Raw genomic sequence first — 24331 nt, 5'->3', positions numbered from 1 at the left:
GCGTCGTCGCGCGGAGGGGCTTTCTCCCACTGACCAATTCCCCCCGGCGCGCTGGCGCAAGTGACATCGCCTCAACGAGCGCCAGCAAAACTGCTATTCTGTGAACCATGCTAACGGTCATCAGCAACGAAAGTGTTTCACCTCCGCATGCCCGCCGCTCCCTAAAGGAACCTTATGCACCCTCAGCAACAGACACGCGGTAAATGGGCCATCTTTGGCCTGATGTTTATTCCTGGCTTTACCTGGGCTTCCTGGGTTAGCCGCACCCCCTTTATGCGCGATGTGCTGCACGCCTCGACGGAAATGATGGGCCTGATTCTGTTTGGCTTCTCCTGTGGCTCCATGCTGGGCGTGCTGCTGGCCGGTAAGCTGGTCGCGCACTTTGGCACCAGCCGGGTGATGCGCACGGGTTACCTGATCCTGCTCGGTGGCCTGGTGCTGATGACCGTTGCGTTAACGCTCGCCAGTAGCGGGCTGGTGTTTACCAGTCTGGTGTTGCTGGGCGGCGGAACCGCGCTGATGGATGTGGTGGTTAATGTCGAAGGGGCGGCGTTTGAGCGGCGCATCGGCAAGTCAATCATGACGATCATTCACGGCTTCTTCAGTTTCGGCACGCTGATCGGCGCACTGGCGGGGCTGGCCATGACCGCAGCCGATATCAGCACCCACTGGCACTTTAGCGTGGTGCTGCTGGTTAACCTGCTGATTGCCGCCCTGGCGCTGCGCCATCTGCCCGCCACCAGCGACAGCGAACGCAGCGAACAGCCGCATCACGGCGGCTTTCTGGCCCAGGTCGGACGTGAACTGCGTGACCGCCAGCTGCTGGTGCTCGGCGTGGTGATTCTGGCGATGGCACTGGCGGAAGGCTCGGCTAACGACTGGCTGCCGTTACTAATGATCGACGGCCATAATCTCAATCATACCCAAAGCACGCTGGTCTACGCGGGCTTCACCGCCGGCATGACGCTGGGGCGCTTTCTCGGTGGGCTGGTGGTTGATCGTCTGGGCCGTGTCTGGGTACTGCGCGCCAGCGCTTTCTCCGCCGCGCTGGGGCTGACGCTGGTGATTTTCTCCGATAACCCATGGCTGGCGGCGGCGGCCGTGCTGTTCTGGGGCGTCGGCGCGTCGCTCGGCTTCCCGCTAACGGTCTCGGCGGCGGGCGATGGCCATAACAGCGCGGTGCGCGTCACGATTGCCGCCACGCTGGGTTATCTGGCGTTTCTGGTCGGCCCGCCCGGACTGGGCTTTATCGGCGAACATGCCGGATTGCGCATGGCGATGCTGCCGGTACTGATCATGGTACTGCTGGCGCTGGTGTGCGCCGGTGCGGCTGGCCGCCCGCGTCAGGCAAAAACACCGGCGAAACAATAAATCTCAGGGCACGCGCCAGCTACCCTGCCAGCCATCCGCAGTGGCCTCAAATCGCGCGCGCTGATGGGGCTCGCAGCTGACATCCAGCCACTCCACGCTGTGCAGCGTGATCTGCACCAGCGCGAAGTGCTCGTCGGGTCCGGTGCCCGCTTTTTGCGCGCTGGCAGGCAGTGCGTCATCAGGATGAGCAATCACGCTGCCCGGCCTGACCGGTGACTGAAACAACGCGTGCGAATGCGGGCGCAATGCATGCCAGGCTGCGGCACGCTGTTGTGCATCGTCAACGCGCTGAGCCGTGCCCGCCAGCCTGAGCTGAACGTTGTTGGCGGCGTCATAAGCCAGTAGCGCCACCTGCGGCTGCGCCGCGATATCCTGCATTTTGGCGCTGCGCCGATCGGCGGTAAACCGCAGGGCCGGCAGCGTGGGCAAAAACTGCCGTATCACCACGGTGCGCAGGCTGGGCTGACCGTCGGCACTCACCGTTGCCAGCTGCATCAGGGTGAAAGCTGAACGCGATGTGGTGGCAGTGCTAAGCAACTGCCAGATAACTTGCAGGCGGTCGTCGAGCGAGATCATGATTCCCTTCCTTAGCGGGCGTGAAGCGGGTTGCTGCCCGCACGTTTCAGCGCCGACAGCGCCAGCGCGCTGAGCAGTAACCCAATGACGATCAGCAGCGCGTAGCTTAGCCACTGCAGCAGCAGAATGCCCAGCACGCCACCAGCGAGAAATGCCAGCACGGTGTAGCAATGCAGTTTTAGCCGCTCAATGTAAAGCGGCGCGTCTTTCGGTGACTCTTTGCGACGCAGCACGTCGAACAGCATCGCCAGCTCAATGCCGATATCGGTTGACGTGCCGGAAACGTGCGTCGTGCGCACGCGGGCATTGGAGATGCGTGTTACCACCGCATTTTGCAGGCCCATCAGAAAGCTCAGGCTGAGAATCAGTAACACACCGCCCTCGCTGAAATGAAAGCCGCTTTCGACAATCCCCAGCACCAGCAACGCAATGCCCTCCAGCAGAATATTGATGGCGTAGATGCCGCGTATCTGCCGCCTGCGGCCGGAATTGATGATCAGCGTGGAGACAGACGAACCGGCGATGAATAACAGCACAATCAGCAGGAAGAACAGCCCGATATGCAGATTGGCTTTCGCCAGATGATCGGACAGTGACGAGACGTTTCCGGTCATGTTGGCGGAGAAGAAACCAACCGTTTCGAACGCTGCAGTGTTCAGTGCGCCCGCCACGGCGGCCAGCGTCGCCGCCAGGCGGATGTCGGTGTTGAAAGTGCGCGTATCCTCAGTGGAGATCAGCATGAAAAGGTCCCGGCCCGGCAAAAGGTTTATCATCCTCCGGCAGTCAAAAATTCTCAACTATCAGGGCTGAACATTAACGCGGTTCGCTGTCGATCAGCGCACGCCGGGCCAGGCGTTTGGGCAGGATTTGACCCTGTCACCGATAAGCCGGATAATTTGGAAACGATTCATTCTAAATAGCCGCTTTATGACCAGTAAACCCAATCCGGCGCCGGCTGCCAGAGAGCGCGGCAGACCGCGCAATTTTGATATCGACGAAGCGCTCGACAGCGCCATGATCGTGTTCCGCCAGAAGGGTTTTCATGCGGCCTCGATTGCCGATTTAGGTGAAGCGATGAACCTGACGGCGGGCAGTATTTATAAAGCGTTTCAGGATAAACGTTCCCTGTTTCTGCGGGTGTTTGAGCGCTACATCCTGCTGCGCAATGGGGACCTGCGCGCCCGTTTGCAACAGTACCCGACCGGCCGGGCGCGCATTGCTGAGCTGTTGCAGTTTTATCTCGACTCAGCCAGCGAGATCGAGGGCAGACGCGGCTGCCTGGTGGTTGGCAGTACAGTGGAACTGCAAACGCTGGATGAAGAGTTATCCCAGTTGGTGCGTGAAGCGGTATTACGCAACCGCAACTTCCTGACTTCGCTGGTTGAGCAGGGGCAAGAGGACGGATCGATTTCGCCACGACTGGATGCCGACACCGCTGCCGGATTGCTGCTTTGCGTGGCATTTGGTATGCGCGTGGTAGGCAAAATTCAGGATGTGACTAATGGCAAAGAAACCATTAATATGGTGCTCAGCATTCTGGACTGATTCGTCTGGCCTATTAGGAAATAGGCGTTTCCTAATTAATATTCGCCGCGATAACTTTTTAAACCCTGGAATCGCGCGCTTAATAATATTTATCAGTCAGTAACATATTACTTAGATTTATGTTTATTTGTTCCGGGGGTTGAGTGAAGCACGATGAATTAGAAGATGCCGATGAGATCTATCTTTTATTGGGCAAAGTCGTCACACAGATTGTACAACCGGGTGAAACCTTATCTGTTCAGCAAATAATTGGCGCGCTGTATCGCACGGGCTTGCGCTCGGAGAATCCGGCCATCCAGCAGGCCTGCGATAATGCGATCAGGCTGCTGGCCAAAAAGCTGAATTAACGCACTGCTATCAGGGTAATGATGATGCGATACGATCCTTTTCATAATAATTCTGAAGATGCATTACCATGGACTGGTGGATCGCTGCAGGCAAAGCAGCATGAGTTACTTGGCACGCTGGTGCAGGAAATTTTGTGCAGCGGCAAGTTGCTGAACCGAAAAACCCTGTTTGTCGCGCTAATAGCACGTCTCGACCAGTGCGACGATGTGATATTGAAAACGCATTACGAGGCTATTTTTTCTCTGCTGCTTGGTCGCCTGGCCGCTGAGTAATATCGCAACGCTATCCTGCCTTCCCAATATACGCGGCGAAACACATTAGCCGCGCCTGGTAATTTCCTCCTCATCAATTGCACGCTAAACCGCATTAATTGTGCAAAGAAAGCGAGTCAGGTCAGACCAGAATCCGGATTTTGTTCTACGCTTATAGCTGGACTTCAGACCAATCAGGGAAATTACTATGAAGAAACTGACTGTAGCGGCTGTGTTATTGACATCAATTTTTGCCATCGCCGGCTGTTCATCGAATCAGGCGATTAAAACCACCGACGGACGTACTATCGTCACCGATGGTAAGCCACAGGTGGATAGTGATACTGGCCTGGTCTCTTATAAAGATGCGCAAACCGGTAAAACAGAACAGATTAACCGTGACCAGATCACCAATATGAGTGAACTGAACAACTGATCTACTCGATAGGGAGAGCGACATGAAAAAAGTGATTTTGTTACCACTGGCAGCCATTGTGGCACTGAGCGCCCTGACCGGCTGTACCCGTACCAGCTACGCCATTCATACCAATGATGGCCGTACCATTGTCAGCGATGGTAAACCGCAGGAAGCGGAAAGCGGACTGCTGGGTTACGTTGATGCCAATGGTGTCAAACAGCAGATCAACAAAGCGGATGTCAAAGAAGTCTCTGAGATTCCGCATTAATCGGTTCTTATCAAGCCCGCGCAGCGGGCTTTTTTGTGCCAGAATTTTGTGATTGAACCCATACGCAGGGCCGTCGTAGGAAAGCAATCCGGCCCAACGCGGCGCCTTTGGTCAGGGACGCACGACGGTGAGTTTAAACGGCCCGCTGTTTTTCGCAGCATGCGCGACTGAATCATTCACTCTCTCAAGCGGAAACTCGGTTACGTCATAGTGGCTCAGATCAAGCAGTCCCGCGCGTATAAGGCCGCAGAGCGTAGGGACTGCCGAAGGTTCATACATCCACTGCCCTTTTACGGTAATGAGGTTACGCATTATCCAGGGATAAGGTAGCGAAAGATCGTCCCCACCCAGCATGCCAACACCGCCCATAAGGACTGCACGACCATAAGGTCTGACTGACATAATCGCATTCCGGGCGACAGAGGCCTGCGCAGACGGCGGAAGAAAATCAAGGACCGCATCAATGGGTCCCCCGGCCATGTGCTTCATGGCAGCAATATCGATCTCTGCTGTGCCTGTGAGCTTTACTGTTTCCACACGCGATCCAAAACGTTTTTTCAAATCGTTCAGCACCCGTTCACTACGGCCCGGTGCGATGACTTTATGGGCTCCCATGGCCAGGGCAGCAAGCACAGCGGAACTGCCGAAATTACCGGTTGCGCCACTGACCAGCAGGCGCTCTCCCGCTTTCAAATCCATAGTTAACAATCCGCCATAGGCTATAAGCAGCGTATTGATGGCACACCACCGCCCCGCTTCTGCAGGCGATATGTCGCCAATGGGCACTGCGTTTTCAGTCGGAATGCGTATTTGTTCAGCAAGACTGCCATTCAGGTGATATTGCTGGATTTTTTGTCCTCCTTCACCACGGGCACTCCATCCCTGAAGGACAATTTCTGGCGACAGCGCGTTGTCACGGGAACGCACCGTGGGATCGCAAAATACCCAGTCTCCTGGTTTCAGCCAGGCTGAGTCAGGGCCGGTCTGGCGAACCTTTCCGATGGCACCACAGCCCGGGATGACCGGCACAGGTAAAAGATATTTTCTTTCCCCACTCAGTACTTCATTCGTGTAGGAGAGAACGGGCGCCGCAACCACATCGACAATGACTTCCCCGGTTCCCATCACCGGTGCAGGCACATTCTTAACGTCCAGCGGACGGCCAAAGGCAGTAAGCACAGCAGCTTTCATGGTCATATTCTCCTGAGGGCATAGAACAATATGAAACCATCATAGAGCGACCCAAAACGGCGTAAAATACACTAGTTTTATACAGGTATAATTTACTACCAGGTTCAAAAAATGGTTAAGAATACTGAGCTCAGTCAGTTTTTACGTTCACGACGTGCAAGGGTAAAGCCTGAGCGACCCTCCTCTGCCGGGCCAGAAAGACGGCGAACACCCGGGCTAAGGCGTGAGGAAGTTGCGGCGATGCTGGGAATAAGTACGGAATGGTATACCAAAATCGAGCAGGGACGGGTCAGCACGCTTTCCGAACGGATAGTTAACGCCCTGGGTAAAGCTCTGCAGCTGAACAAGGCAGAATTTCTGCACCTGAAAACACTGACAGGCCGGAAAAAAAGTGCAGATGTTGAACATGAAGTCCCGGCTAGCTTATCGCATCTGGTCAGGGCGCTGAGTGAGCCTGCCTACGTCACCAATGACAGATGGGATGTATTGGTGTGGAATTTTGCAGCAGAACAGGTCATCACGGACTTCAGCCTGTTGGCTGCAAATGAGCGAAATATCATGGTTTTCATGTTCACTACAGAGGAGGCCAGATACCTTTTTGGCGACACCTGGCCTGCAGAGGCACAGAGAATGCTCGGCCTGTTTCATTCCAGTTATTCACGAAATGCAGACAACGAGACCTTCACTGCGCTGGTAGAACGCTTAAGCCGTGAATGTCCGGAGTTTGATACATGGTGGAGTGAGCATGTGATAACGGCGCCGGTGTCCGGCGAGAAAAAACTCACAGGAAAAGACGGGATAACGCGGACATTCAGCTATTCAACGTTTACGTCAAATGACTCCCCTGCACTCAAACTGGCAATTTATGTCCCGTTGTTATCTGCATCGGGCAGCAAGGTTATATGACATCATGATTCCGCCGGAGCAGTGTTAACGGGGTTTAGCTGAGTCTGCCGTAGCCTATTAAGAGCGATCTAACCTGCCGGTGATCCATGACGAAGTGGAGCGGCAGCAGCGTGAAGAAATATGTTATTACCTCCAGGAGCGCCGACATTATCTGGGGTATGTCGACTGCTGGACTGCACACGTTTTACATACATAACCCATCTGCTATTCAGTACAGGTGACAGGCTGTTTCATATTGCGTCCCGCAGGCTACCAGCGTGGTGTAGAAAACCATGAAGTCAGCCAGTCTGTTAATGCACTGATTTTTGCCGACTGCAACTGGCTTGAAGGTTTCATTAACCAGACACCATCCTCGCCTGTTGCCTGCCAGTCCGACAGCACTGGCACCAGTGAACCCTCAGCCAGTTCTTTCTGTACCAGCCAGTTGGCCGCGAGTAATATCCCCATACCCGATTGAGCGGCCAGTATAAGCCCATCCATTTCGTCACTCTCGTAACGCGTCTTAACAGGTACCCCTATCTGTTGACCGTCTTTCTCGAGTCGCCATTCGGGCCAGCTGTGCATGGGTGTGAAACCCAGGCAATCATGCTTACGAAGGTCCTGAGGGTGTGTTACAGGGGAATGGCGCTCCAGGTAATCCGGCGCGACACATAAAATGCGACTTGTATTTGCCAGCTTTCGGGCAATTAATCTGCTGTCCTTCAGAACACCAATACGTATTGCCATATCAAAATTATCACCCAGTAAATCTACGTAGCGATCGCTGCAGTGCAACACAATACGGATGTCAGGATAGGCTTTCAAAAAGAATGGTAAGGCCTGCACGACCCACTTTCGTCCGAAAGAGGCTGGAACGGTAAGGCGAATCGTCCCGGCCGGACGCGCTGCCAAATCACGGGCTTCCTCTTCCGCTTCCCGTAGCAGCTCATCTGCCAATTCAATTTTTTGCCGATAGCGTAAGCCTTCTTCTGTGGGACGTATGCGTCGGGTGGTGCGTTCCAGCAGGCGAATTCCCAGACGTTTTTCTAATGCAGCTACACGCCGGGAAACGACAGAGACATCTCTTCCCAAATCGCGCGCACCAGTACTAAAGCTGCCAGCGCGCACTACCGCAAGAAAAGCTTCCCGCTGACGATAATCGTCATCATGCATTATTGCACCTCATGCAACAGTTATTTGTTTTTCAGGCTCATTATAGCGTCAGTTCTGCCTCAAAATGGTCGTATTAATTGAACCGGGGGACACCATGAAAGCTATCCACTTATCCGCTGCAGGAATAGACGGCTTAAAAATATGTGATATTTCACCACCACAACCAGGGTATGGCGAAGTGCTGATTCGTCAGCATGCTGTGAGTCTGAATTACCTTGATTTGGCGCTGGCCACTGGTAAATTTGGCGCTGTTTCGCAGCCGGTTATTCCTGGTGCAGACAGCGCGGGAGAAATTGTTGAGTCTGGAGAGGGAGTTGTAGGCTGGCAAATCGGCGAACGTGTGGTGCCGGGTATGATGTCTCACTGGCATGCTGGAGCAATACGATCTCAACATCATCAAACATTACGCGGAGTTACGACCAACGGCGGGCTGGCAGAATACGCTGTGGTGCCTGCTGAATCACTGGTGCGTATACCCGACTTTCTCAACTGGCAGCAGGCAGCGACGTTACCCATTGCCGCAACGACCGCATGGAACGCTATAGTGCGCGGTAAAATACAGCCCGGCAGCACTGTTTTACTGCTTGGCACGGGAGGTGTGAGTCTGTTTGCATTGCAATATGCGAAGGCAGCAGGTGCGCGGGTAATCATCATTTCCTCTTCTTATGAAAAACTGGACAGAGTGAAAGCCCTGGGAGCGGATGAAGGAATTAACTATCACGAGGTGCCCGAATGGGATCAACGGGTGCTTAAGCTTACTGAGGGGCATGGCGCTGATCTCGTACTGGAATCAGTGGGCGGCTCAACATTTGCGAAATCGATTAACGCAGCAGCTCATAACGGAACTATTTTCGTTATTGGCTTTGTTGGTGGTGCTGAAGTCAGCATGCCTGTTCTGCCCGTAATGCAAAAGATGTTGAATATTGTGGGTAACAATACGGGTTCGACTTCAGATTTGCGCGCGGCGGTCAGGGCGATTGAAACCTCCACGATTTATCCCGTAATTGATCGTATTTTCACTTTTGCCGATACACGGAAAGCTTATCGCTACCTTGAGGCTGCCGGACATATCGGGAAAGTGGTTATTAGTCTGGATGCATAACGCTGAATCAGCCGGGGAGTTCATCATGGGGCCTGATACCGGCTGATTACTCCTGTCCAGTAATGATGGACACTCTTTTCCAGGAAACGGAGCCCGCTGCGCAAAAGTGCTAAATGAAACGCTGGCATAAGAGTGCAGGATTCATTTTTTTACTAAGAAGTATTGATAGTCCGATTTTCCATCAGGTGATAAGGTCAGGTTTTCCGGGAATTCTTAAACAGGATTGAGCGTGAGTATTTCAGAGAAATATGAGTGGCATAAAGATAACTACCTGATAAGTACAGACAGAAAAAAACTGGATGTGCAGGCTATCCATCTCTATCTCACGAGGTCAACCTGGGCTAAAGGGATTGATCTGGCTCTTGTCCGTGCATCCGTTGAAAACAGCCTTAATTTCGGTGTTTATCACGATGAAGCCCAGATTGGTTTCGCGCGCTTAATAACAGATTACGCTACGTTCGCTTACCTTTGTGATGTTTATATCCTGGAGGAATATCAGGGAGAAGGGTTGGGCAGATGGGTGATGCAATGCATACATGATCATCCTGTTTTTGAGCGGCTTCGCAGGATCATGTTGTTTACAACCACAGCGCCCTGGCTCTATGAAAAATTTGGCTACGAGCCTGTTAATCGGGAAAACTATGCATGGAGTATCACACGTCCTGATATTTACACTCATGCAAAAAAGACTGGCTGACCCGCGTTCCTGTCTGTCTCCAGTCTGGCGTATACAATCAGTCTGCAATGTCCGCTCCTGGCACAAAGCGGACAGACGCGGAGCATGGTCCGCTATGAGCGAAGAGTGGACATTTAATGATGACAAATAAATATCAGACATACAGTCCCGGCCACGCACTGGACGTGCGCAGCCTCAGGGCTTTCAGGGCTGCGCGTTCTGGTAAAGATCCCATCGGTTGCCATAGATGTCCTCAAACACCACCACCATCCCGTACTCCTCCTCCCGCGGCTCCTGGCAGAAGTGGACGCCTTTCTCCTTCATGGCGTTGTAATCGCGCCAGAAGTCATCGGTCTGCAGGAACAGGAAAACCCGTCCGCCACACTGGTTGCCGATAAAGCCTTCCTGCCGCTCGTTTGAAGCGCGGGCCAGGAGAATATTACAGTCGCTTTCCGGGTGCGGCGTCACCACAACCCAGCGCTTGCCAGGCTGCGGCGTATCCTCAACCAGAGTAAAACCCAGCTTGTCGGTGTAGTATTCAATCGCGCGGTCGTAGTCATCGACCACGATCGCCACGTATCCTATACATCGCTTTTGCGTTCTCATTTCTGCTCCGTCAGGTTTCAGGCAAAACAGCCCTGACACTCTCTTTTAGCATAAAAGTTTTGCGCTCCGACTGCAGCCAAGGGAGAAAGCTATACAACGCTCTCCAGTAGCTGCTTTGCCTGAAGGTATTCGTAGCTGGTCAGCTCAATCTTGTTATCGCTAAGATCGTTAAAGTACACGGATAAAGATACATCGTGATCGCATACGGTAAACGGGATATTTTTGGCGTTGAGAGCAGGCACAAAACTGAGAAACTCAGCCGCTTCTACAACGAAAGCCACCGTATGGCCGGGATGCTGATTTTTCCTGGGAAACAGGGAAAGTGATGCGCCGTGATTTCTGATAACCAGCGGCCCTCCCTGCTCAAACCAGAAATACAGCGAGTCATCGCGGGAAAAACCAAGAACCTCCTGGTACCAGCGTTCTGCCAGTTTGATGTTCTCGACGTATACGTGTATGTGGTCAATCTTCGTTATCTTCACAGCCGCCTCCCTGATTGTTATTACCAAATAGACTCTCTTAGTCATTTTTGATAAACAACCAACCAAGCACACGACAGCACTCGATTTAACATAAGACTACTGTTGCGAATCGCGCTTATCGCCGCAGCATCTGCCGCAACCGCTTCTGTTGCCAGCGACTAATCAGCCCGCGAAAAACAAACGTTCTCATACCACGAATAACCAGCAGTGCAAACCAGATCCCCGATACCCACAATGACCATACGCTGGCCGGGGCCGTAAAGTGGTTAAGAACAAGCAATAGCGCACAAACAATGACAGCGGTAATAACCGACCGGTAAAAACGGCCTTCCTCTGCGAGGTTGCTCTTCGCTTCGACAATTCTCTGGTCGAGCGCGTTATCGCCATGCGCGTCAGAGCCAGAAAGATCCGCAACGCTCACCTCAAATACAGCTGCAAGGGCGCTCAGTGTTTCCAGGCTGGGTTGATCGCCATTCTCAATACGCTGCACCGTGCGCACACTCAGTCCGGACAGTTCGGCAAGCTGTTCCTGGGACCATGCTCGCGCAAGACGCCGCGATCTAAATTTGTTTGTATTACTCATATTATGTCTCCAAATGGAAAGTGGTCAGCGCACAGTGTTGCCCAGACAATCCTGCACGCCCACGATCATAACCCGACAGTAACCTGACAACGGTCTGACATGCCGGTTTGAGAGTCTTGAATCCCAAACTTCAGGAGCATATACGGTCGGTTTTAACATACAGGTTCATATGCTACTTCCGCTGCTGGCACAAAACGGACTGGCGACAGACTGATGTCCGCTATGAGCGAGGAGCTGACACTGCTAACAGCATTCTTTGTGAATCAACAGGGAGCAGGTCATGTTAATCAACAACGATATATTTTCTCCACATGCACCTCATGTACATTGCGCCACTACACTATATAAGTGCTAACGATGATAAGTATACTTATATAAGTCTTTGCCCTTAGCTTTTGGATTAACTTGTTGAAGTTTCAATAAAATAATGATAAATAAAAAAGAGTGGCAATAATAATGGATTTTAATTATGGAATGGAGATTTTTAGGTTCTATATCAGAGGCTAGGAAATCAGGCTGTAGCGGAGTTTATCTTATTGTCCATAAAGGACTTTTCAATCGTGTGGTTTACGTTGGGGTAAGTTGTAATGTAGGAAGAAGGATAAGCGAACATTACGATGGTTACCTGAGAGGAAATCGAACAATTTACGACGCGGGTCACGATGACGACGTGTATCGCTTGATGTCAGCTTATAAAATTCATAACCACACAAAATACTATCAAGCCTTAGCGAAGGATTATAAGATATGGGCATCTACGACGTTAGATTCTGCTTTGCCGAAAAACATGCTAGCAAAAAACCAAACATTTGATACTGACTGGCAGAGTATTGCATTAGAAAAATATATTCCTCAACTGGTAGTATGGGCCCTTCCAATGGTAAGTTACTGTTATTCAAATGCAAGCAGGATTGAAAGTGTAATCCAATCAAAGCTCATTAAATCTTTTGATTTGAGAGGTTTTTTTAATTTAAAACAACTAAGTATATTGGGTAAGATTGAATATCCATATATGGAGAGGGTCAAGATTTTTATTATCGACACGCCTGATTTAGACCCGGCATCCCAACTTATTTTTAGCAACCTGTATAATAAAAAAATAGATGGCAATTTCTGTAAAGAGTTCCGCTCACAGTTTAAAAGCGAGATTTTTCAGAGGGAAAGTGAAACTCTGAGAAAACGAACTATCAGGGAGCATAAGGTCTCCCTTTATGAGAATTTTGGGAAGCCCTGGACTTTAAAGGAAATGGAAAAACTTAGAGTCATGCTTGTCGATTTTGATTTGTCCCCGACAGAAATATCTGAGTATCTAGGAAGAGAGCCTCGCTCTATCTCAAAAAAAATAAGCGAAAATGATAAAGTTACTAATTATAAGTGGAGAGAGAGCGTCGGCTGGTTGTGACGTTACGTTTTGATTGAAATAACTCCATTTAGCAAGGACCGCTCCTGGCACGCAGCGGACGTTGCTGACTGAGTTGAAGGTCCGCTGTGAGCGAGGAGCGGAAGGTATCAACTGTCCCTGCAGTCGATAGTGGTATTACTAAATTTGGCGTATTGTATTGAAAGGGACAGGTCAATTGCTCGGTTGATATTTAACCTGCTGCCATAAACCCCAATCCACTTTTCATCAAGTATATTTTCCTGAATTGATTGCGCATAACATGTAATGGAGATGTTAATGGTTATTACAAAGTTAATTATTGAGGGTTTTAAGGGGTTTAAAGACCGATTTTGCATCGAATTCAATGAGTCAGTGAACATTATCGTAGGCGATAATGAAGCGGGAAAAAGTACCATCCTTGAGGCTATCAATTTAGGTTTGACCGGTTTGTATGCAGGGAAACCTGTCAAGAACAACATCAGCCAATATCTCTTTAATGACCAATTGGTGAAGGAATATCTAGCCAGTCTCGCAACCGCAGTTAGATTGCCACCGCCAGCGCTATTCGTTGAGCTCCACTTCCAAAAAACGCCTGACACTGTTTTTCTGGAGGGGGATGGTAACTGCCTGAAGTCATCCTCAGTGGGAGTTGTATTCAAAATCAAGTTTAACGAGGACTATAAGGCTGCCTATGAAGCACTCTTGAAAGTAAGTGATATTAGAACGTTGCCTATAGAGTATTACGATATTGAGTGGAAAAGCTTCAGCAGGGACGCACTTTTATCACGTAACATCCCCCTCAAGTCTGCATTTATCGATTCATCCTCGGCCAGAGGCAACAATGGGTCAAATGTTTACATCAGCAGAATAATCAAGGATTTGCTGACGGATGATGAGGTCATTAGCGTTTCTCAGTCGCACCGTAAGATGAAAGAAGCCTTCATATCAGACCAGTCTATCGAAACCATTAATAAGAAAATTATCAGTGCAAGCAAGATCACCAGTAAAAAGGTCACTATCTCAGTTGAGCTTTCCTCTCAAAAAGCATGGGAATCAAGCCTGATTACCTGCCTGGATGATGTTCCGTTTAACTACATTGGAAAGGGCGAGCAGAGCATTGTGAAGACAAATTTAGCGCTCTCGCACAATAAAGCCAAAGAGTCGAATGTCATTCTCATTGAAGAGCCTGAAAATAACCTATCGCACACCAAGCTTAATCTGCTCATTAAGACCATCAAAGACAACTGTGAAGGTAAACAGATCATCATTACGACTCACAGTAGTTTCGTTGCGAATAAACTCGGTCTTGGTGATCTGATTTTTCTCTCAAACCGCAAGACGACCAAGCTGGCTTCGTTAACACCTGGCACTAAAGAATTTTTCGAAAAGATTGCCGGTTACGACACGCTTCGAATGGTTTTGTGTAAGAAAGCGATTCTGGTTGAAGGCGATTCAGACGAGCTTGTGGTTCAGAAGGCCTACATGGATACGAACCATGGACGACTACCCATTGAGGACGGGATCGAAGTTATTTCAGTAGGGATTTCTTTTTTGAGATTTCTGGAAATAGCCGCGATTATCGACAAACCTACCCGCGTCGTAACGGACAATGATGGCGATATTGCCGCAATTCAGAAAAAATACAGTACTTATCTGGGCGCGAATATAAAACCACACATTGATATCTGTGTTGACCCGATTGTTGATACCGGTATGCTGATGGTGGGCACAAAAAAATACAATTACAATACTCTTGAGCCCAAATTGCTGAAGGCGAACAGTCGGGCAAGCCTTGATGCCGTTTTAGGGACTACACATACTTCTGATGATGACTTACGCATTTACATGCATGCGAATAAAACAGATTGCGCATTGAAGATATTTAACTATACGAATACTGCGGCGCTCAGCATACAATATCCGCAGTACATTCTGGATGCGATCAAATGAACAAAGTCATCATCGCATCTGCTGGAGCAGGTAAAAGTACCTTTGTAGTCAGTGAAGCATTAAAGGCTGTCACTTCAGGAAAGCGTATTCTGATTACCACGTTCACCGAGGCATGCCGGGATGAAATAAATGTCAAAATCATTAAAGAGAATGGGTGTGTCCCGCCTAATTTGTATGTGATCACCTGGTTTTCCTTTCTGATTAAACATTGGATAAAACCCTATCAGGGGTGTCTATTTGACTATGACGTCAAAGGAATGCTCCTTTGCAGTAGCAAATCCGGTGTAAAGCCTTATAAGGTAGCGGGGAGACCCATCTACTGGGGGGAGAAAGATTTCAGGCAGCACTATTTCAGTTCTGATTTTAAGCTTTACTCCGATAAAATGGCCAAACTTTCTCTTCGCTGTGATGAGAAGTCGAACGGAAAAGTCGTCGCTCGGTTGGGATCGTGCTTTGATGAAATTTATGTGGATGAGGTTCAGGATCTTGCTGGTTACGATCTTGAAATTCTTCAAACACTGTTCAGGTCACCCATTAAAATCACGCTGGTCGGCGACCCGCGTCAGGCCACTTACAGTACCGTCAATACCGAGAAAAATGCGAAGTACAAAAAAGCTGCCATCGTGAATTTCTTTGATGACAAGGCGGCAGGGGTCACAGTTGATGATAAAATGTTGAATGAGAACTTTCGGTGCTTTCATGAAATCAATGATTTTGCCAACAAACTTTATCCTGCCTTTGCCCCTTCAGCCTCTAACGTTTGTGAAATATCCGGTCACGACGGAGTCTTCTTGCTGCCCGAAAAATTACTGAATCACTACCTAGAAACGTATACTCCAGTGCAATTGCGCTGGGATAAAAGGCGTACCGTTGATGAACGTTATCCTGTCTTAACCTTTGGTACATCTAAAGGCCTGACATTTGAACGTGTGATCATCTTTCCTACCGAACCTATGCTGAAGTGGTTCCAGGATAATAGCACTGCACTCACTAATGATTCACGAGCCAAGTTGTATGTTGGTCTGACTAGGCCAGTTAAAAGTGTTGCGATTGTCTTTAATGGTGGCGCAGCTTTTAACTCTAATGGGATTAAAATTTACACTTCAGGGTAGGACCATGATAGCCCTAAAATTCTTACTTAGCTTCTTGTTATCACTGAGCTAAGGCTAGCACTAAGCGGCCGAACTAACAGAGCAGAAGGTATGCTGTGAGCGAAGAGCGGACATTCAAAAACTGATATTTGTTAGATTGATTACAGGGAACTAAATGATTAACATCTGCTCTTTCGGACCAAGAAAATGACTGTTAACGATTCTCTCTTCGCATTCTCTCTCGCAGCATTGTTACTTACCCTGACCCCCGGCCTTGATACTGCACTTATTCTGCGCACTGCTTGTGCAGAGGGCGGCAAAAAGGCTTTTCACGCTGCGCTTGGCATTGATGCTGGCTGTTTTTTATGGGGGACGCTGGTCGCATTAGGCCTTGGTGCTCTTCTGGCGGTCTCAGAAATGGCTTATACGATGCTTAAAGTTTGTGGCGCGGTCTACCTGAGCTGGCTGGGTTTACAACTGCTGATACGTCCCCGATCAGCTTTTATTAATGGCGATGATGACAATGGTTCTCAGGGGAACTGGTTTATCAGAGGAATGTTGGGGAATGTGCTAAACCCTAAAATGGGCATTTTCTATGTCTCCTTTTTGCCGCAATTCATACCTGCCGGTCACTCTCCTTTGATATGGACTTTTATCCTGGTCAGCATCCACGTGGCGATTGGGACTATATGGTCAGTCACACTCATTTTATGTACGCATTTTGCGTCAGCCATTTTGAAGAAAAATCGCGTTGTCCAGATGATGGACAGAGCAACAGGGGGCTTATTTTTATGCTTCGCGGCTAAACTTGCTATGAGCACAAGATAGCCCGCTGGACTGGCTGAAAACGTCCGCTCCTGGCACGAAGCGGACTGGCGACAGACTGATGTCCGCTATGAGCGAGAAGCGGACATCGTGTTAAAGATAATATCGCCTAACTCAAATGACCACTTGAACCTAACGTTCAAGTAGATGTGTGGCAATTCCCCATCTGAGCGCAGTGCATTTTCCATCCAAAAAATCGAAAACGGAGTAACTCGCATTGGGGTGAGCGTACCGGGTAAAGTTATCGATAGTCCCTTCTTTAAGTATTGCCAGCACTCCCTGACTGACATGCCCATGCGACACGATACATACGCACTGATGTTCTTTGGTGTCTTGCAGATTTTGTAAGAAACTTATCACTCGTTGAGTTGCCTGTGCTAATGGCTCTCCCTCTGGCGGACAATACTCTGCATCAAATTTGAATAACGCATTTGCATCTTTCGGATGGTGTTGAAGGAGCTGTGCCGTTGACATGCCTTCAAATTGACCAAATGCCTGTTCTTTAAGGGCTGTTTCAGCAACCAATGAGCAACTAAAGCACTCAGACAGGCTCTGCCCCATTTGCCAGGTACGACCAAGTGGAGAGGCGTAAACACGTTCAACCTGATAATCACTCGCGACAAATGCTGCGAGTAAGGCTGATGTTTGGCGCTCCCCCCGGAGGGTCAACGTACTATCGCTTTGCCCCTGAATAATACCTCTCTCATTCCACTCTGTTTCTGCGTGTCGAACAAGAATCACTTTCATCTTTAGTGGACCATGCATGTTGTTGATTTAAATGTCCTGGAACAAACATACCAGCCAGCTGTAGCGGAATGCTTTCTGTTACGGACGAAAAACAGGAAAAAGTTTAGCTGAATGCAAACCGGGATGGCCTGTCTCACGAAGGATGCATCGAACGTAGATAATGTCGGCTCCTGGCACAAAACGGACATTCAGCATGCATTTTTACAAAGTACCAACATCCCAATGGTCAGTATGTGAAAGCATATAACCCTTCACTCGTCCCGTGTTTATAAGCCCCAATACCGCACACCTTTTTTTTGAGAATAACTGCTTAGCCCAGTGCTGACGCGGATATGAGCATTCCCGCACTTTCTGGGCATAAACAGAGAAAAGGTAGGATATGGCACGATTTATATGGCTGTAACCGGCTACGCCGGGCGTACGGCGCCGTCCAGCTTCACACCTGAACGCTCTGCATGCCTTAAAAATAAGGTAAAAGATCGTTCATATGGAGGAAACCTATTTTTCAAGAGGCTCAATCAGGAGTGCTGATACGGAGAGATTGTCATTCAGCTACCGTATTTTTATTGTGGGAGTTGCGATCTGCTTCAGGGCTCTGGTCGATATTTATTGCCCTGGCTAACTCCTCCATTGCCCGTGTTGCTGACCGGAGTCGGTCATCACCCATCATAATGGATAACTTATCTTTAGCTGATTTCCATACAGGCAAGGCTTCTGCCATGAGCTGGTATCCGGAATGCGTCAGATTTAGCCGCTTTCCTGCGCGGCCGCGTCCACCTTCGGAACGGACTAAACCTCTCAATTCCATGTTCTGAACATTTCGGCTCAGGGTTGTCGCATCAACTCCCGCGCTGACCGCAAGATCAACTATTGTGGCGCCCTCGAAAGCTCCAATTCCAACCAACAGGCTAAATTGCTCGGCGGTGAGACCGAGCGATTTGAAACAGACATTGTAGTAGCGCGTGACTGCGCGCGCCGTGGCACGAGCCTGAAATCCCGGACATTCAGCTGCTATTTCCCTGAAATATTTTGGATCAAAACCGCTCATGTAGTACCTCTTGAAATCCCGATCAACGAATAATAGTGTATATGCATTATTTAACAACAGGAGAAGCATTATGCCAGCGTACGTGCACATCAATCTGCGTGTTATCGACCCTGACAGGCAGTCTAAACTCGCTCCCCGGTTTCAGGCAGCTCTGAAAGAAGCCGGCGGGCGAATTCTGCATTTTGGCTCCGTGTCGGAAGTTCTTGAAGGCGATGAAGTGCCTCTGCCATTAGCTGGCGTATTTGAGTTTCCAACTCTTAACCAGGCGTTAGCCTTCTACAACTCTGAAAAATACGCCCCCATCAAGGCCGAACGCCGGGAAGCTCAGGAAGCAAGGATGTTCATTGTCGAAACCGACTGAGATCTTTTCCCGGAATACAGACAGATTCTTTTGAGTCCGTCCTGTGCCTCATAAGGCTTTGCCAGGAAACCAAAAATATCCTGCGCAGAGCCTGTTTATTATGAAGACAAAACCTACATCCCTGGATAGGGTGTAAAAATAAGATTCATATAAATCAGTCGTTAAGTGCAACTCTTGATTCCAGATCACAAAAATTGTTGCCGTTTTCAGAACGCCATAACACCGATGACCCCGTTTTCGCATCAGTGCACCGATGGCTACCATTTCAGGTTTGCCCATGAGACACATTTCCTTGTAGATATTACGCATCCGTTTATTGTTAATTTTTCCGCATTGGGCAGACATGCAGAGCTTTGTTCTGAGCTGAGGCGGCCGATTTAAGATATGCGTGGCCGTCCCCGAACGTTTTTCAAGAGGCACCACGCCCGGAAAAGCCGCAGCCTGATCTGCTGATTCAACGTTATGGCTGCGCAGCACAACCAGCATGTGCATCCCCAGTTGGGGCCAGACAGATTTAATCGACGTCAGCAGCGCACAATCCCGTTTCAGGACTGAGCTGGCCTGAATGTCCGCTTTAACCTGCCGTTCAATATTTCTCACTTCTTCATGGAGCAGCTGCGCCATTCTGATTCATGAACCGATGACGTCTGCAGGCGTGTTAGTAGACTGATATTTTTCGAGCCGGTTTTCCCCCCGCATAACGTCAGCCAGCAGCTCGTCCCAGCAATACCGACTGGAAACATGATTTCACTCCTCTCACATAGTTTCTGAGCTGCAGAACCTGATGGCTTCATTTGTTGCCCCCCTGGTGAAAGACGTTCTGATTTCCGCAATGAGCGGAAAGCGGAGTGCTGCAGAGTCTGAAAAACTCATATTTGATTGAAGATCATTCATCTGAAATCCGGCATTCCATGGGAATACCGAATCTCAGTTAACTTTTGATGGTTGTATACTCAGACCGGGCGTTCTTTTGGTGCTGGCAGTGAATAAGCAGGAAAATCACTGTAGCCCCGCTCATCTCCGCCAAAGAAAGCGTCACGATTGTAGGCAGCGAGAGGAAATGCGTTTCTTATACGCTCTGGCAGGTCCGGATTGGAGGTAAAGAGACGACCAAAAGCAATCAGGTCGGCCTCACCTTTTTGCAGCGTATTCCCGGCATCCTCTGGTTTAAAGCCGCCCGCCGCAATAATTTTCCCCTGATAAAAAGCGCGCAAATCGCGGCTGGCTACCGGCTCCGCATAATAGCCAGCCTCCCTGTCTTCCGGCCCCACGATGCGGGGCTCGATAACATGCAGATAGGCCAGGTCAAACAGGTTCAGCCGCCCGACCAGATAACGGAAAGTGGCTGTCGGATCGCTGTCATGCATATCACCGTATATCCCGCTGGGAGAAATACGCACAGCAACGCGCCCCGGCCCCCAGACATCAGTCAGTACGCTAACGGACTCAAGCAGAAAGCGCGCACGGTTTTCAAGGGAGCCGCCATAACTGTCAGTGCGCTGATTGCTGCCATCCAGCAGAAACTGTTCAGGTAAGTAACCGTTGGCGGCATGTAGCTCAACGCCATCAAATCCTGCATTTCTGGCCCGAATGGCTGCCTGCCGTAACTCCTCCATGAGCTCATGAATTTCATCCAGTTCCAGAGCGCGAGGAACGGGAAAAAGCTTGCCCTCATAGGATCCCCGTTCATTTTTCACCACGCCATAAGTATCTCTGGCCATGAGCGCTGAAGGCGCGACGGGCTGACGTCCCGCTGACAGTTCAGGCAGGGACTGACGACCCGGGTGCCACAACTGCAGTACAATCTGAGCGCCTCTGGCATGCACGGCTTCCACCAGGCGCTGCCATCCCGCCTGTTGCTCGTCAGTAAAGATTCCCGGTGCATCTTCATAGGCATTCGCATAGGGCGAAACCGCCGTGGCCTCAGCGATAAGGAGCCCTCCGAGACTCGCTCGCTGGCGGTAATATTCTTTCATCAACTTGCCGGGAACACCGCCCGGTTCGGTCCTCATGCGCGTGGTGGGCGCCATAACGACGCGATGGTTCAGATGCAGTTTTCCTGCAGTCACAGGTGAGAATAAAGGGTTCATTAAATCTACCTCACGTTGAGCCAGAGCACATGGGCCCTGGCGCAATATCAAATGAATTCAGTGATGCCAAATAATCTAAGTCAATATCCGACAGGCTTACTGCCGGGCCAGTGTGTGGGCAACCTGCGCGGCACTGATACCTTCCAGCGCCAGGCCATAACCCAGCCCCTCATCTACCAGACGCTTAAGACGCTGAGTCAGTGCAATCCGGGTGTAGCGCGAGGTCAGTGGCGGAAGTGCAGCAATCCCGTCGGCAATTTCGTGAGCGCGGGCCAGAAGCTTATCAGCGGGCACAATTTCGTTTACTACGCCCCAGTCTTTCGCCGTTTCCGCATCAAGCACCTGACGGGTCAGCAAAAAGTGGCGGCCCCGGAGCGATCCAATAACTTCTGGCCACAGAATGTGCACGCCGTCACCGGGGACGATCCCGAATTCGAAATGCGGTTTATCCTGAAAAACGGTTTCCGGGGTGGCCAGAATGGTATCGGTCAGCAGGGCATATTCGCTGTGAAGCAGCACCGGGCCGTTTAGCGCGGTAATCATCGGAACTTCGATATCCAGAATGTTGTTCAGCACCTTTCTGCCTTCGCGCAGAATTTTGTCGAAACCTGCCGGGGTGAAGAAATCAAATCCTTCCGGACTGATTGCGTCCATAAAGGCATCACCCGAACCGGTCAGGATCACTGCGCGGTTTTCACGGTCTTCGCCGATGGCATGGAAGAGCTCGACGAACTGCTCGTGGGTATGGCCATCGAAAACCAGTTTTTCACCGGCAGTATGGAATTTAACCTCCAGTACGCCATTGGGTTTACGGGTCAGGCGGGCATTAGGAAAGGCATAACGATAAGTTTCAAACGTAGACATAGTGGCGATCCTTGTTGTTACCAGACCGGAGTGGCTGGACATGAAACAACACTATTCCATTCCAGTTACATTGGGATCGCCCGGAGATTAGATAACAACTATTCCTGAATGGAATATCATGTTCTACTCTCCCCCATGATGGTTTCAACAAAACCAGCAAACTGCCGGGCTTTGGCACTCGCCAGTCGTCCGTTAGGGAATACGGCCCACAGGTCAATGTCAGGCAGTTGCCATGACGTCAGCACCTTCTGAACGGTTCCATTTCTTAATTCCTCGGCAAACATCCAGTCGGAGGCAATACACAACCCCATATGGCTTAGCACGGCAGCTCGCTGTCCTTCAGCGGCGCTGACGCGGATGCGACCGCTCACGGCAGTGGACACAACGGCACCCTGCCGGGTGAATGACCAGAGGCTGGGCTGTGGGTGATAGAGAATTGCCTGATGTTCTGCGAGTTCAGCCGGCGTTTTCGGCTCCCCCCTTTCTGAGAGATATTCCGGCGTGGCAATCACTGAGCGGGGTCCTGTTGCCAGCTTTCTGGCGACGACACCTGAGTCGGGCAGATTTCCCATACGCAATGAGATATCAATACCTTCAGCAATCAGGTCGATCACTCGGTCATCCAGGATCACGTCCACATCCAGTTCCGGATGCTCATCAAGGAACGCCGGAAGGCGGGGAATGATATGCAGCCGTGCAAAAGTGGTTGCGGCTGAAATCCGCAGCTTTCCGGACAGGCCTTTTCCTGCTCCCCGGGCGGCCAGTTCAGCCTCTTCGGCTTCCTGCAGGGCGGCCCACGCACGCTCATAATAGCGCTGCCCGGCCTCGGTGGGCGTCAGGCCGTGGGTCGATCGGGTCAGTAAACGGGTCTGTAATCGCGACTCCAGCTGAGCAACAATTTTGGAGACCGCAGGCTGGCCCACGTTTAGCTGTCTGGCAGTTGCAGAGAATGAGCCTGTATCCACAACCCGAATGAAAGTGGCCATTGCCTGAAAGCGATCCATTTTATTCCTCTGAAGAATAGATGTTATCCGTTGAGCATATCTACCATTCCTGTCTCATGCCAGCCATTATCATTTTCAGCTTGCCGGGGCTGGCCCGGCAAACCTCTCAGCAGGAAATGATCATGATTGATATTTATGCTTTCGCCACGCCTAACAGCATCAAGGTGCCTGTCGCACTCGAAGAACTCGGTTTTGAATATGTTTTACACCCGGTGAACGTTCGTAAAGGGGAACAGAAGTCAGCTGAATTTCTGGCCTTAAACCCCAACGGCAAAGTCCCTGTGCTTGTTGATACTGACGCCTTATCTGAGCCGCTGGTACTGACGGAGTCGGCCGCCATCCTTATCTATCTTGCTGAAAAAACGGGGAAGCTTTTACCCGCTTCAGGCCCGGCCAGGTCACGGGTATTTGAGCAGCTGTTCTTTCATGCTTCAGGACTGGGACCGGCTTTCGGTCAGGCAGGTTTTTTCCAGCGTCAGGCATCCGAACCACAGCCGCTGGCAATTCAGCGTTTCACTACAGAAGCAGACCGCACCCTTAAGGTGCTGGATACCCTTCTGGCTGACCGCCAGTTTGTTGCCGGAAAGGAATACAGCATTGCTGATATTGCGCACTTCGGCTGGCTGTGGCGTCGGGAGTTTGCCGGGGTCAGTTTTGAAAACACACCAAATGTGGCTCGCTGGTTTGATGAAATGATTAACCGTCCCGCCGTACAGCGCGCCACAGAACGCATTAACGCGCTTGTCCCCCGGTAAGTGACTGTTGTAAAGCCGCCCGGAAATTAAGAGATCACCCTAAATAACTTTTCAGAGAAAACATCATGATGCTGCAGGCAAAGCTTGACGCTTTTAAGGCGGATTTTGAAGCAGGTAAGCCCCCCTATAATATCCCTCAACCGGTGGCGGAAATTATGCGCCGCGCGACGGATGAACTGATTCAGTCCGGCGCCGCTACGCATGCGCTTAAGGCGGGAGATAAGGCGCCTCTGTTTACGTTAAACGATCCGCAGGGCCATGCCGTTTCCTCTGCCGGATTGCTGTCAAAAGGTCCACTTGTGCTGAGTTTCTACCGTGGCGTCTGGTGCCCTTATTGCAATATGGAACTGCAGGCGCTCAATCAAGCGCTTCCCACATTTCAGGCGCTGGGCGCAGCACTTGTCGCCCTCTCCCCCCAGACGACGGCTAACAGCCGTAAATCCATGCGTCACAATAACCTCAGCTTTCCGATTCTGTCTGACCCACACAACAGCGTGGCGGATGCCTTTGGGCTGCGTTTTAACCTGCCGGATTATCTGATTGAACTGTACAAAGGACTGAAGAACGACCTGCCTATTTTCAACGGAGATGAGAGCTGGACGCTTCCTATGCCTGCCCGCTATGTCATCGATCAGGAAGGCACGATTATTTATGCTGAAGTGAATCCCGACTATACGCGCCGGCCGGAGCCGGAAGAGATGCTGCCCTCACTGCGTCGCATCCGCAGCATGTGAAATCAT

At 50.5% G+C, this 24331-nt stretch carries 28 protein-coding genes and 1 pseudogene; 16 read left to right on the top strand and 13 right to left on the bottom strand.

Annotated features, from left to right (window positions below; translation table 11 throughout):
* Nucleotides 1-174: 174 nt before the first annotated feature.
* Nucleotides 175-1371 (top strand): MFS transporter, encoded by a 1197-nt coding sequence (locus tag AC6I8P_RS20185; protein WP_459747922.1) that lies wholly within the window; start codon nt 175-177, stop codon nt 1369-1371.
* 3 nt (nt 1372-1374) lie between these two features.
* Here the strand turns inward: AC6I8P_RS20185 and AC6I8P_RS20180 are convergent, their stop codons facing one another.
* Nucleotides 1375-1947 carry a pyridoxamine 5'-phosphate oxidase family protein gene (locus AC6I8P_RS20180; RefSeq protein WP_498031286.1) on the bottom strand — a complete coding sequence of 191 codons (573 nt, stop codon included), beginning with the start codon at nt 1945-1947 and terminating at the stop codon, nt 1375-1377.
* Between the two features lie 11 nt (nt 1948-1958).
* Nucleotides 1959-2687, bottom strand: coding sequence for a YoaK family protein (locus AC6I8P_RS20175; protein ID WP_010615793.1), 729 nt, complete (start codon nt 2685-2687; stop codon nt 1959-1961).
* Between the two features lie 187 nt (nt 2688-2874).
* Between AC6I8P_RS20175 and AC6I8P_RS20170 the strand changes: the two genes are divergently transcribed.
* The 5 genes from AC6I8P_RS20170 (at nt 2875) to AC6I8P_RS20150 (ending at nt 4777) form a co-directional block, all read left to right on the top strand.
* On the top strand, nt 2875-3492 hold the full coding sequence (locus tag AC6I8P_RS20170; RefSeq protein WP_058758865.1) for a TetR/AcrR family transcriptional regulator: 618 nt from the start codon (nt 2875-2877) through the stop codon (nt 3490-3492).
* 143 nt (nt 3493-3635) lie between these two features.
* Nucleotides 3636-3839: a hypothetical protein gene (locus AC6I8P_RS20165; protein WP_021508701.1), complete on the top strand. Its 204-nt coding sequence runs from the start codon at nt 3636-3638 to the stop codon at nt 3837-3839.
* Between the two features lie 18 nt (nt 3840-3857).
* Nucleotides 3858-4112: a biofilm development regulator YmgB/AriR family protein gene (locus tag AC6I8P_RS20160; RefSeq protein ID WP_125310694.1), complete on the top strand. Its 255-nt coding sequence runs from the start codon at nt 3858-3860 to the stop codon at nt 4110-4112.
* 187 nt (nt 4113-4299) lie between these two features.
* On the top strand, nt 4300-4527 hold the full coding sequence (locus tag AC6I8P_RS20155; protein ID WP_021508703.1) for a YgdI/YgdR family lipoprotein: 228 nt from the start codon (nt 4300-4302) through the stop codon (nt 4525-4527).
* A 22-nt stretch (nt 4528-4549) separates the two neighbouring features.
* Complete coding sequence (locus AC6I8P_RS20150) at nt 4550-4777, top strand: YgdI/YgdR family lipoprotein (protein WP_021508704.1); 228 nt, start codon at nt 4550-4552, stop codon at nt 4775-4777.
* Between the two features lie 111 nt (nt 4778-4888).
* Here AC6I8P_RS20150 and AC6I8P_RS20145 read toward each other — a convergent pair whose 3' ends face one another.
* Nucleotides 4889-5968 carry a zinc-binding dehydrogenase gene (locus AC6I8P_RS20145; RefSeq protein WP_275029791.1) on the bottom strand — a complete coding sequence of 360 codons (1080 nt, stop codon included), beginning with the start codon at nt 5966-5968 and terminating at the stop codon, nt 4889-4891.
* 111 nt (nt 5969-6079) lie between these two features.
* On the opposite strand from AC6I8P_RS20145, the gene AC6I8P_RS20140 reads away from it, so the two are divergent.
* Nucleotides 6080-6874: a helix-turn-helix transcriptional regulator gene (locus AC6I8P_RS20140; protein WP_275029789.1), complete on the top strand. Its 795-nt coding sequence runs from the start codon at nt 6080-6082 to the stop codon at nt 6872-6874.
* Nucleotides 6875-7123: 249 nt separating this feature from the next.
* Here the strand turns inward: AC6I8P_RS20140 and AC6I8P_RS20135 are convergent, their stop codons facing one another.
* The gene (locus tag AC6I8P_RS20135) at nt 7124-8026 is read right to left on the bottom strand and encodes a LysR family transcriptional regulator (RefSeq protein WP_498031285.1); all 903 of its coding nucleotides are present in this window, start codon (nt 8024-8026) and stop codon (nt 7124-7126) included.
* 94 nt (nt 8027-8120) lie between these two features.
* Between AC6I8P_RS20135 and AC6I8P_RS20130 the strand changes: the two genes are divergently transcribed.
* Complete coding sequence (locus tag AC6I8P_RS20130) at nt 8121-9128, top strand: zinc-dependent alcohol dehydrogenase family protein (protein WP_104187753.1); 1008 nt, start codon at nt 8121-8123, stop codon at nt 9126-9128.
* Nucleotides 9129-9357: 229 nt separating this feature from the next.
* The gene (locus tag AC6I8P_RS20125; RefSeq protein ID WP_481658128.1) at nt 9358-9825 is read left to right on the top strand and encodes a GNAT family N-acetyltransferase; all 468 of its coding nucleotides are present in this window, start codon (nt 9358-9360) and stop codon (nt 9823-9825) included.
* Nucleotides 9826-10008: 183 nt separating this feature from the next.
* Here AC6I8P_RS20125 and AC6I8P_RS20120 read toward each other — a convergent pair whose 3' ends face one another.
* From AC6I8P_RS20120 to AC6I8P_RS20110, 3 genes are all read right to left on the bottom strand, one after another.
* Nucleotides 10009-10410 carry a VOC family protein gene (locus AC6I8P_RS20120; protein WP_278427175.1) on the bottom strand — a complete coding sequence of 134 codons (402 nt, stop codon included), beginning with the start codon at nt 10408-10410 and terminating at the stop codon, nt 10009-10011.
* An 89-nt stretch (nt 10411-10499) separates the two neighbouring features.
* Nucleotides 10500-10892, bottom strand: a complete 393-nt coding sequence (locus tag AC6I8P_RS20115; RefSeq protein ID WP_166711452.1) for a VOC family protein — start codon at nt 10890-10892, stop codon at nt 10500-10502.
* Between the two features lie 115 nt (nt 10893-11007).
* Nucleotides 11008-11475, bottom strand: a complete 468-nt coding sequence (locus AC6I8P_RS20110; protein ID WP_481658126.1) for a helix-turn-helix domain-containing protein — start codon at nt 11473-11475, stop codon at nt 11008-11010.
* Nucleotides 11476-11944: 469 nt separating this feature from the next.
* On the opposite strand from AC6I8P_RS20110, the gene AC6I8P_RS20105 reads away from it, so the two are divergent.
* From AC6I8P_RS20105 to AC6I8P_RS20090, 4 genes are all read left to right on the top strand, one after another.
* The gene (locus AC6I8P_RS20105; protein WP_481658125.1) at nt 11945-12877 is read left to right on the top strand and encodes a GIY-YIG nuclease family protein; all 933 of its coding nucleotides are present in this window, start codon (nt 11945-11947) and stop codon (nt 12875-12877) included.
* A 276-nt stretch (nt 12878-13153) separates the two neighbouring features.
* Nucleotides 13154-14806 (top strand): ATP-dependent nuclease, encoded by a 1653-nt coding sequence (locus tag AC6I8P_RS20100; protein ID WP_498031284.1) that lies wholly within the window; start codon nt 13154-13156, stop codon nt 14804-14806.
* Complete coding sequence (locus AC6I8P_RS20095) at nt 14803-15918, top strand: UvrD-helicase domain-containing protein (protein ID WP_498031283.1); 1116 nt, start codon at nt 14803-14805, stop codon at nt 15916-15918. The genes AC6I8P_RS20100 and AC6I8P_RS20095 overlap by 4 nt, the downstream gene beginning before the upstream one ends.
* A 186-nt stretch (nt 15919-16104) precedes the next feature.
* Entirely contained in the window at nt 16105-16725 is a 621-nt protein-coding gene (locus AC6I8P_RS20090) for a LysE family translocator (protein WP_480309373.1), read from the top strand.
* 129 nt (nt 16726-16854) lie between these two features.
* Here AC6I8P_RS20090 and AC6I8P_RS20085 read toward each other — a convergent pair whose 3' ends face one another.
* The gene (locus tag AC6I8P_RS20085) at nt 16855-17469 is read right to left on the bottom strand and encodes a histidine phosphatase family protein (RefSeq protein ID WP_127835229.1); all 615 of its coding nucleotides are present in this window, start codon (nt 17467-17469) and stop codon (nt 16855-16857) included.
* Nucleotides 17470-18013: 544 nt separating this feature from the next.
* Complete coding sequence (locus AC6I8P_RS20080; protein WP_481658122.1) at nt 18014-18517, bottom strand: MarR family winged helix-turn-helix transcriptional regulator; 504 nt, start codon at nt 18515-18517, stop codon at nt 18014-18016.
* A gap of 70 nt (nt 18518-18587) precedes the next feature.
* Here AC6I8P_RS20080 and AC6I8P_RS20075 point away from each other — a divergent pair, with 70 nt between their 5' ends.
* Nucleotides 18588-18878 (top strand): DUF1330 domain-containing protein, encoded by a 291-nt coding sequence (locus AC6I8P_RS20075; protein ID WP_104187151.1) that lies wholly within the window; start codon nt 18588-18590, stop codon nt 18876-18878.
* Between the two features lie 189 nt (nt 18879-19067).
* Here AC6I8P_RS20075 and AC6I8P_RS20070 read toward each other — a convergent pair.
* From AC6I8P_RS20070 to AC6I8P_RS20055, 4 genes and pseudogenes are all read right to left on the bottom strand, one after another.
* Nucleotides 19068-19598 (bottom strand): annotated as a pseudogene (locus AC6I8P_RS20070) (transposase); the annotation flags it as partial.
* A 233-nt stretch (nt 19599-19831) separates the two neighbouring features.
* Complete coding sequence (locus tag AC6I8P_RS20065) at nt 19832-20968, bottom strand: alkene reductase (protein WP_058758869.1); 1137 nt, start codon at nt 20966-20968, stop codon at nt 19832-19834.
* 96 nt (nt 20969-21064) lie between these two features.
* Entirely contained in the window at nt 21065-21832 is a 768-nt protein-coding gene (locus AC6I8P_RS20060) for an enoyl-CoA hydratase/isomerase family protein (RefSeq protein WP_058758870.1), read from the bottom strand.
* A gap of 116 nt (nt 21833-21948) precedes the next feature.
* On the bottom strand, nt 21949-22836 hold the full coding sequence (locus tag AC6I8P_RS20055) for a LysR family transcriptional regulator (protein ID WP_238562240.1): 888 nt from the start codon (nt 22834-22836) through the stop codon (nt 21949-21951).
* A gap of 122 nt (nt 22837-22958) precedes the next feature.
* Between AC6I8P_RS20055 and AC6I8P_RS20050 the strand changes: the two genes are divergently transcribed.
* Together AC6I8P_RS20050 and AC6I8P_RS20045 are read left to right on the top strand one after the other, a co-directional pair.
* Nucleotides 22959-23591, top strand: a complete 633-nt coding sequence (locus AC6I8P_RS20050) for a glutathione S-transferase family protein (RefSeq protein ID WP_058758896.1) — start codon at nt 22959-22961, stop codon at nt 23589-23591.
* A 65-nt stretch (nt 23592-23656) separates the two neighbouring features.
* Nucleotides 23657-24325, top strand: coding sequence for a peroxiredoxin-like family protein (locus AC6I8P_RS20045; RefSeq protein ID WP_058758872.1), 669 nt, complete (start codon nt 23657-23659; stop codon nt 24323-24325).
* Nucleotides 24326-24331 lie beyond the last annotated feature (6 nt).

Source organism: gamma proteobacterium symbiont of Lampromicra miyakona (genome assembly GCF_059730895.1).
This window is presented reverse-complemented; position numbering and strand designations above follow the sequence as displayed.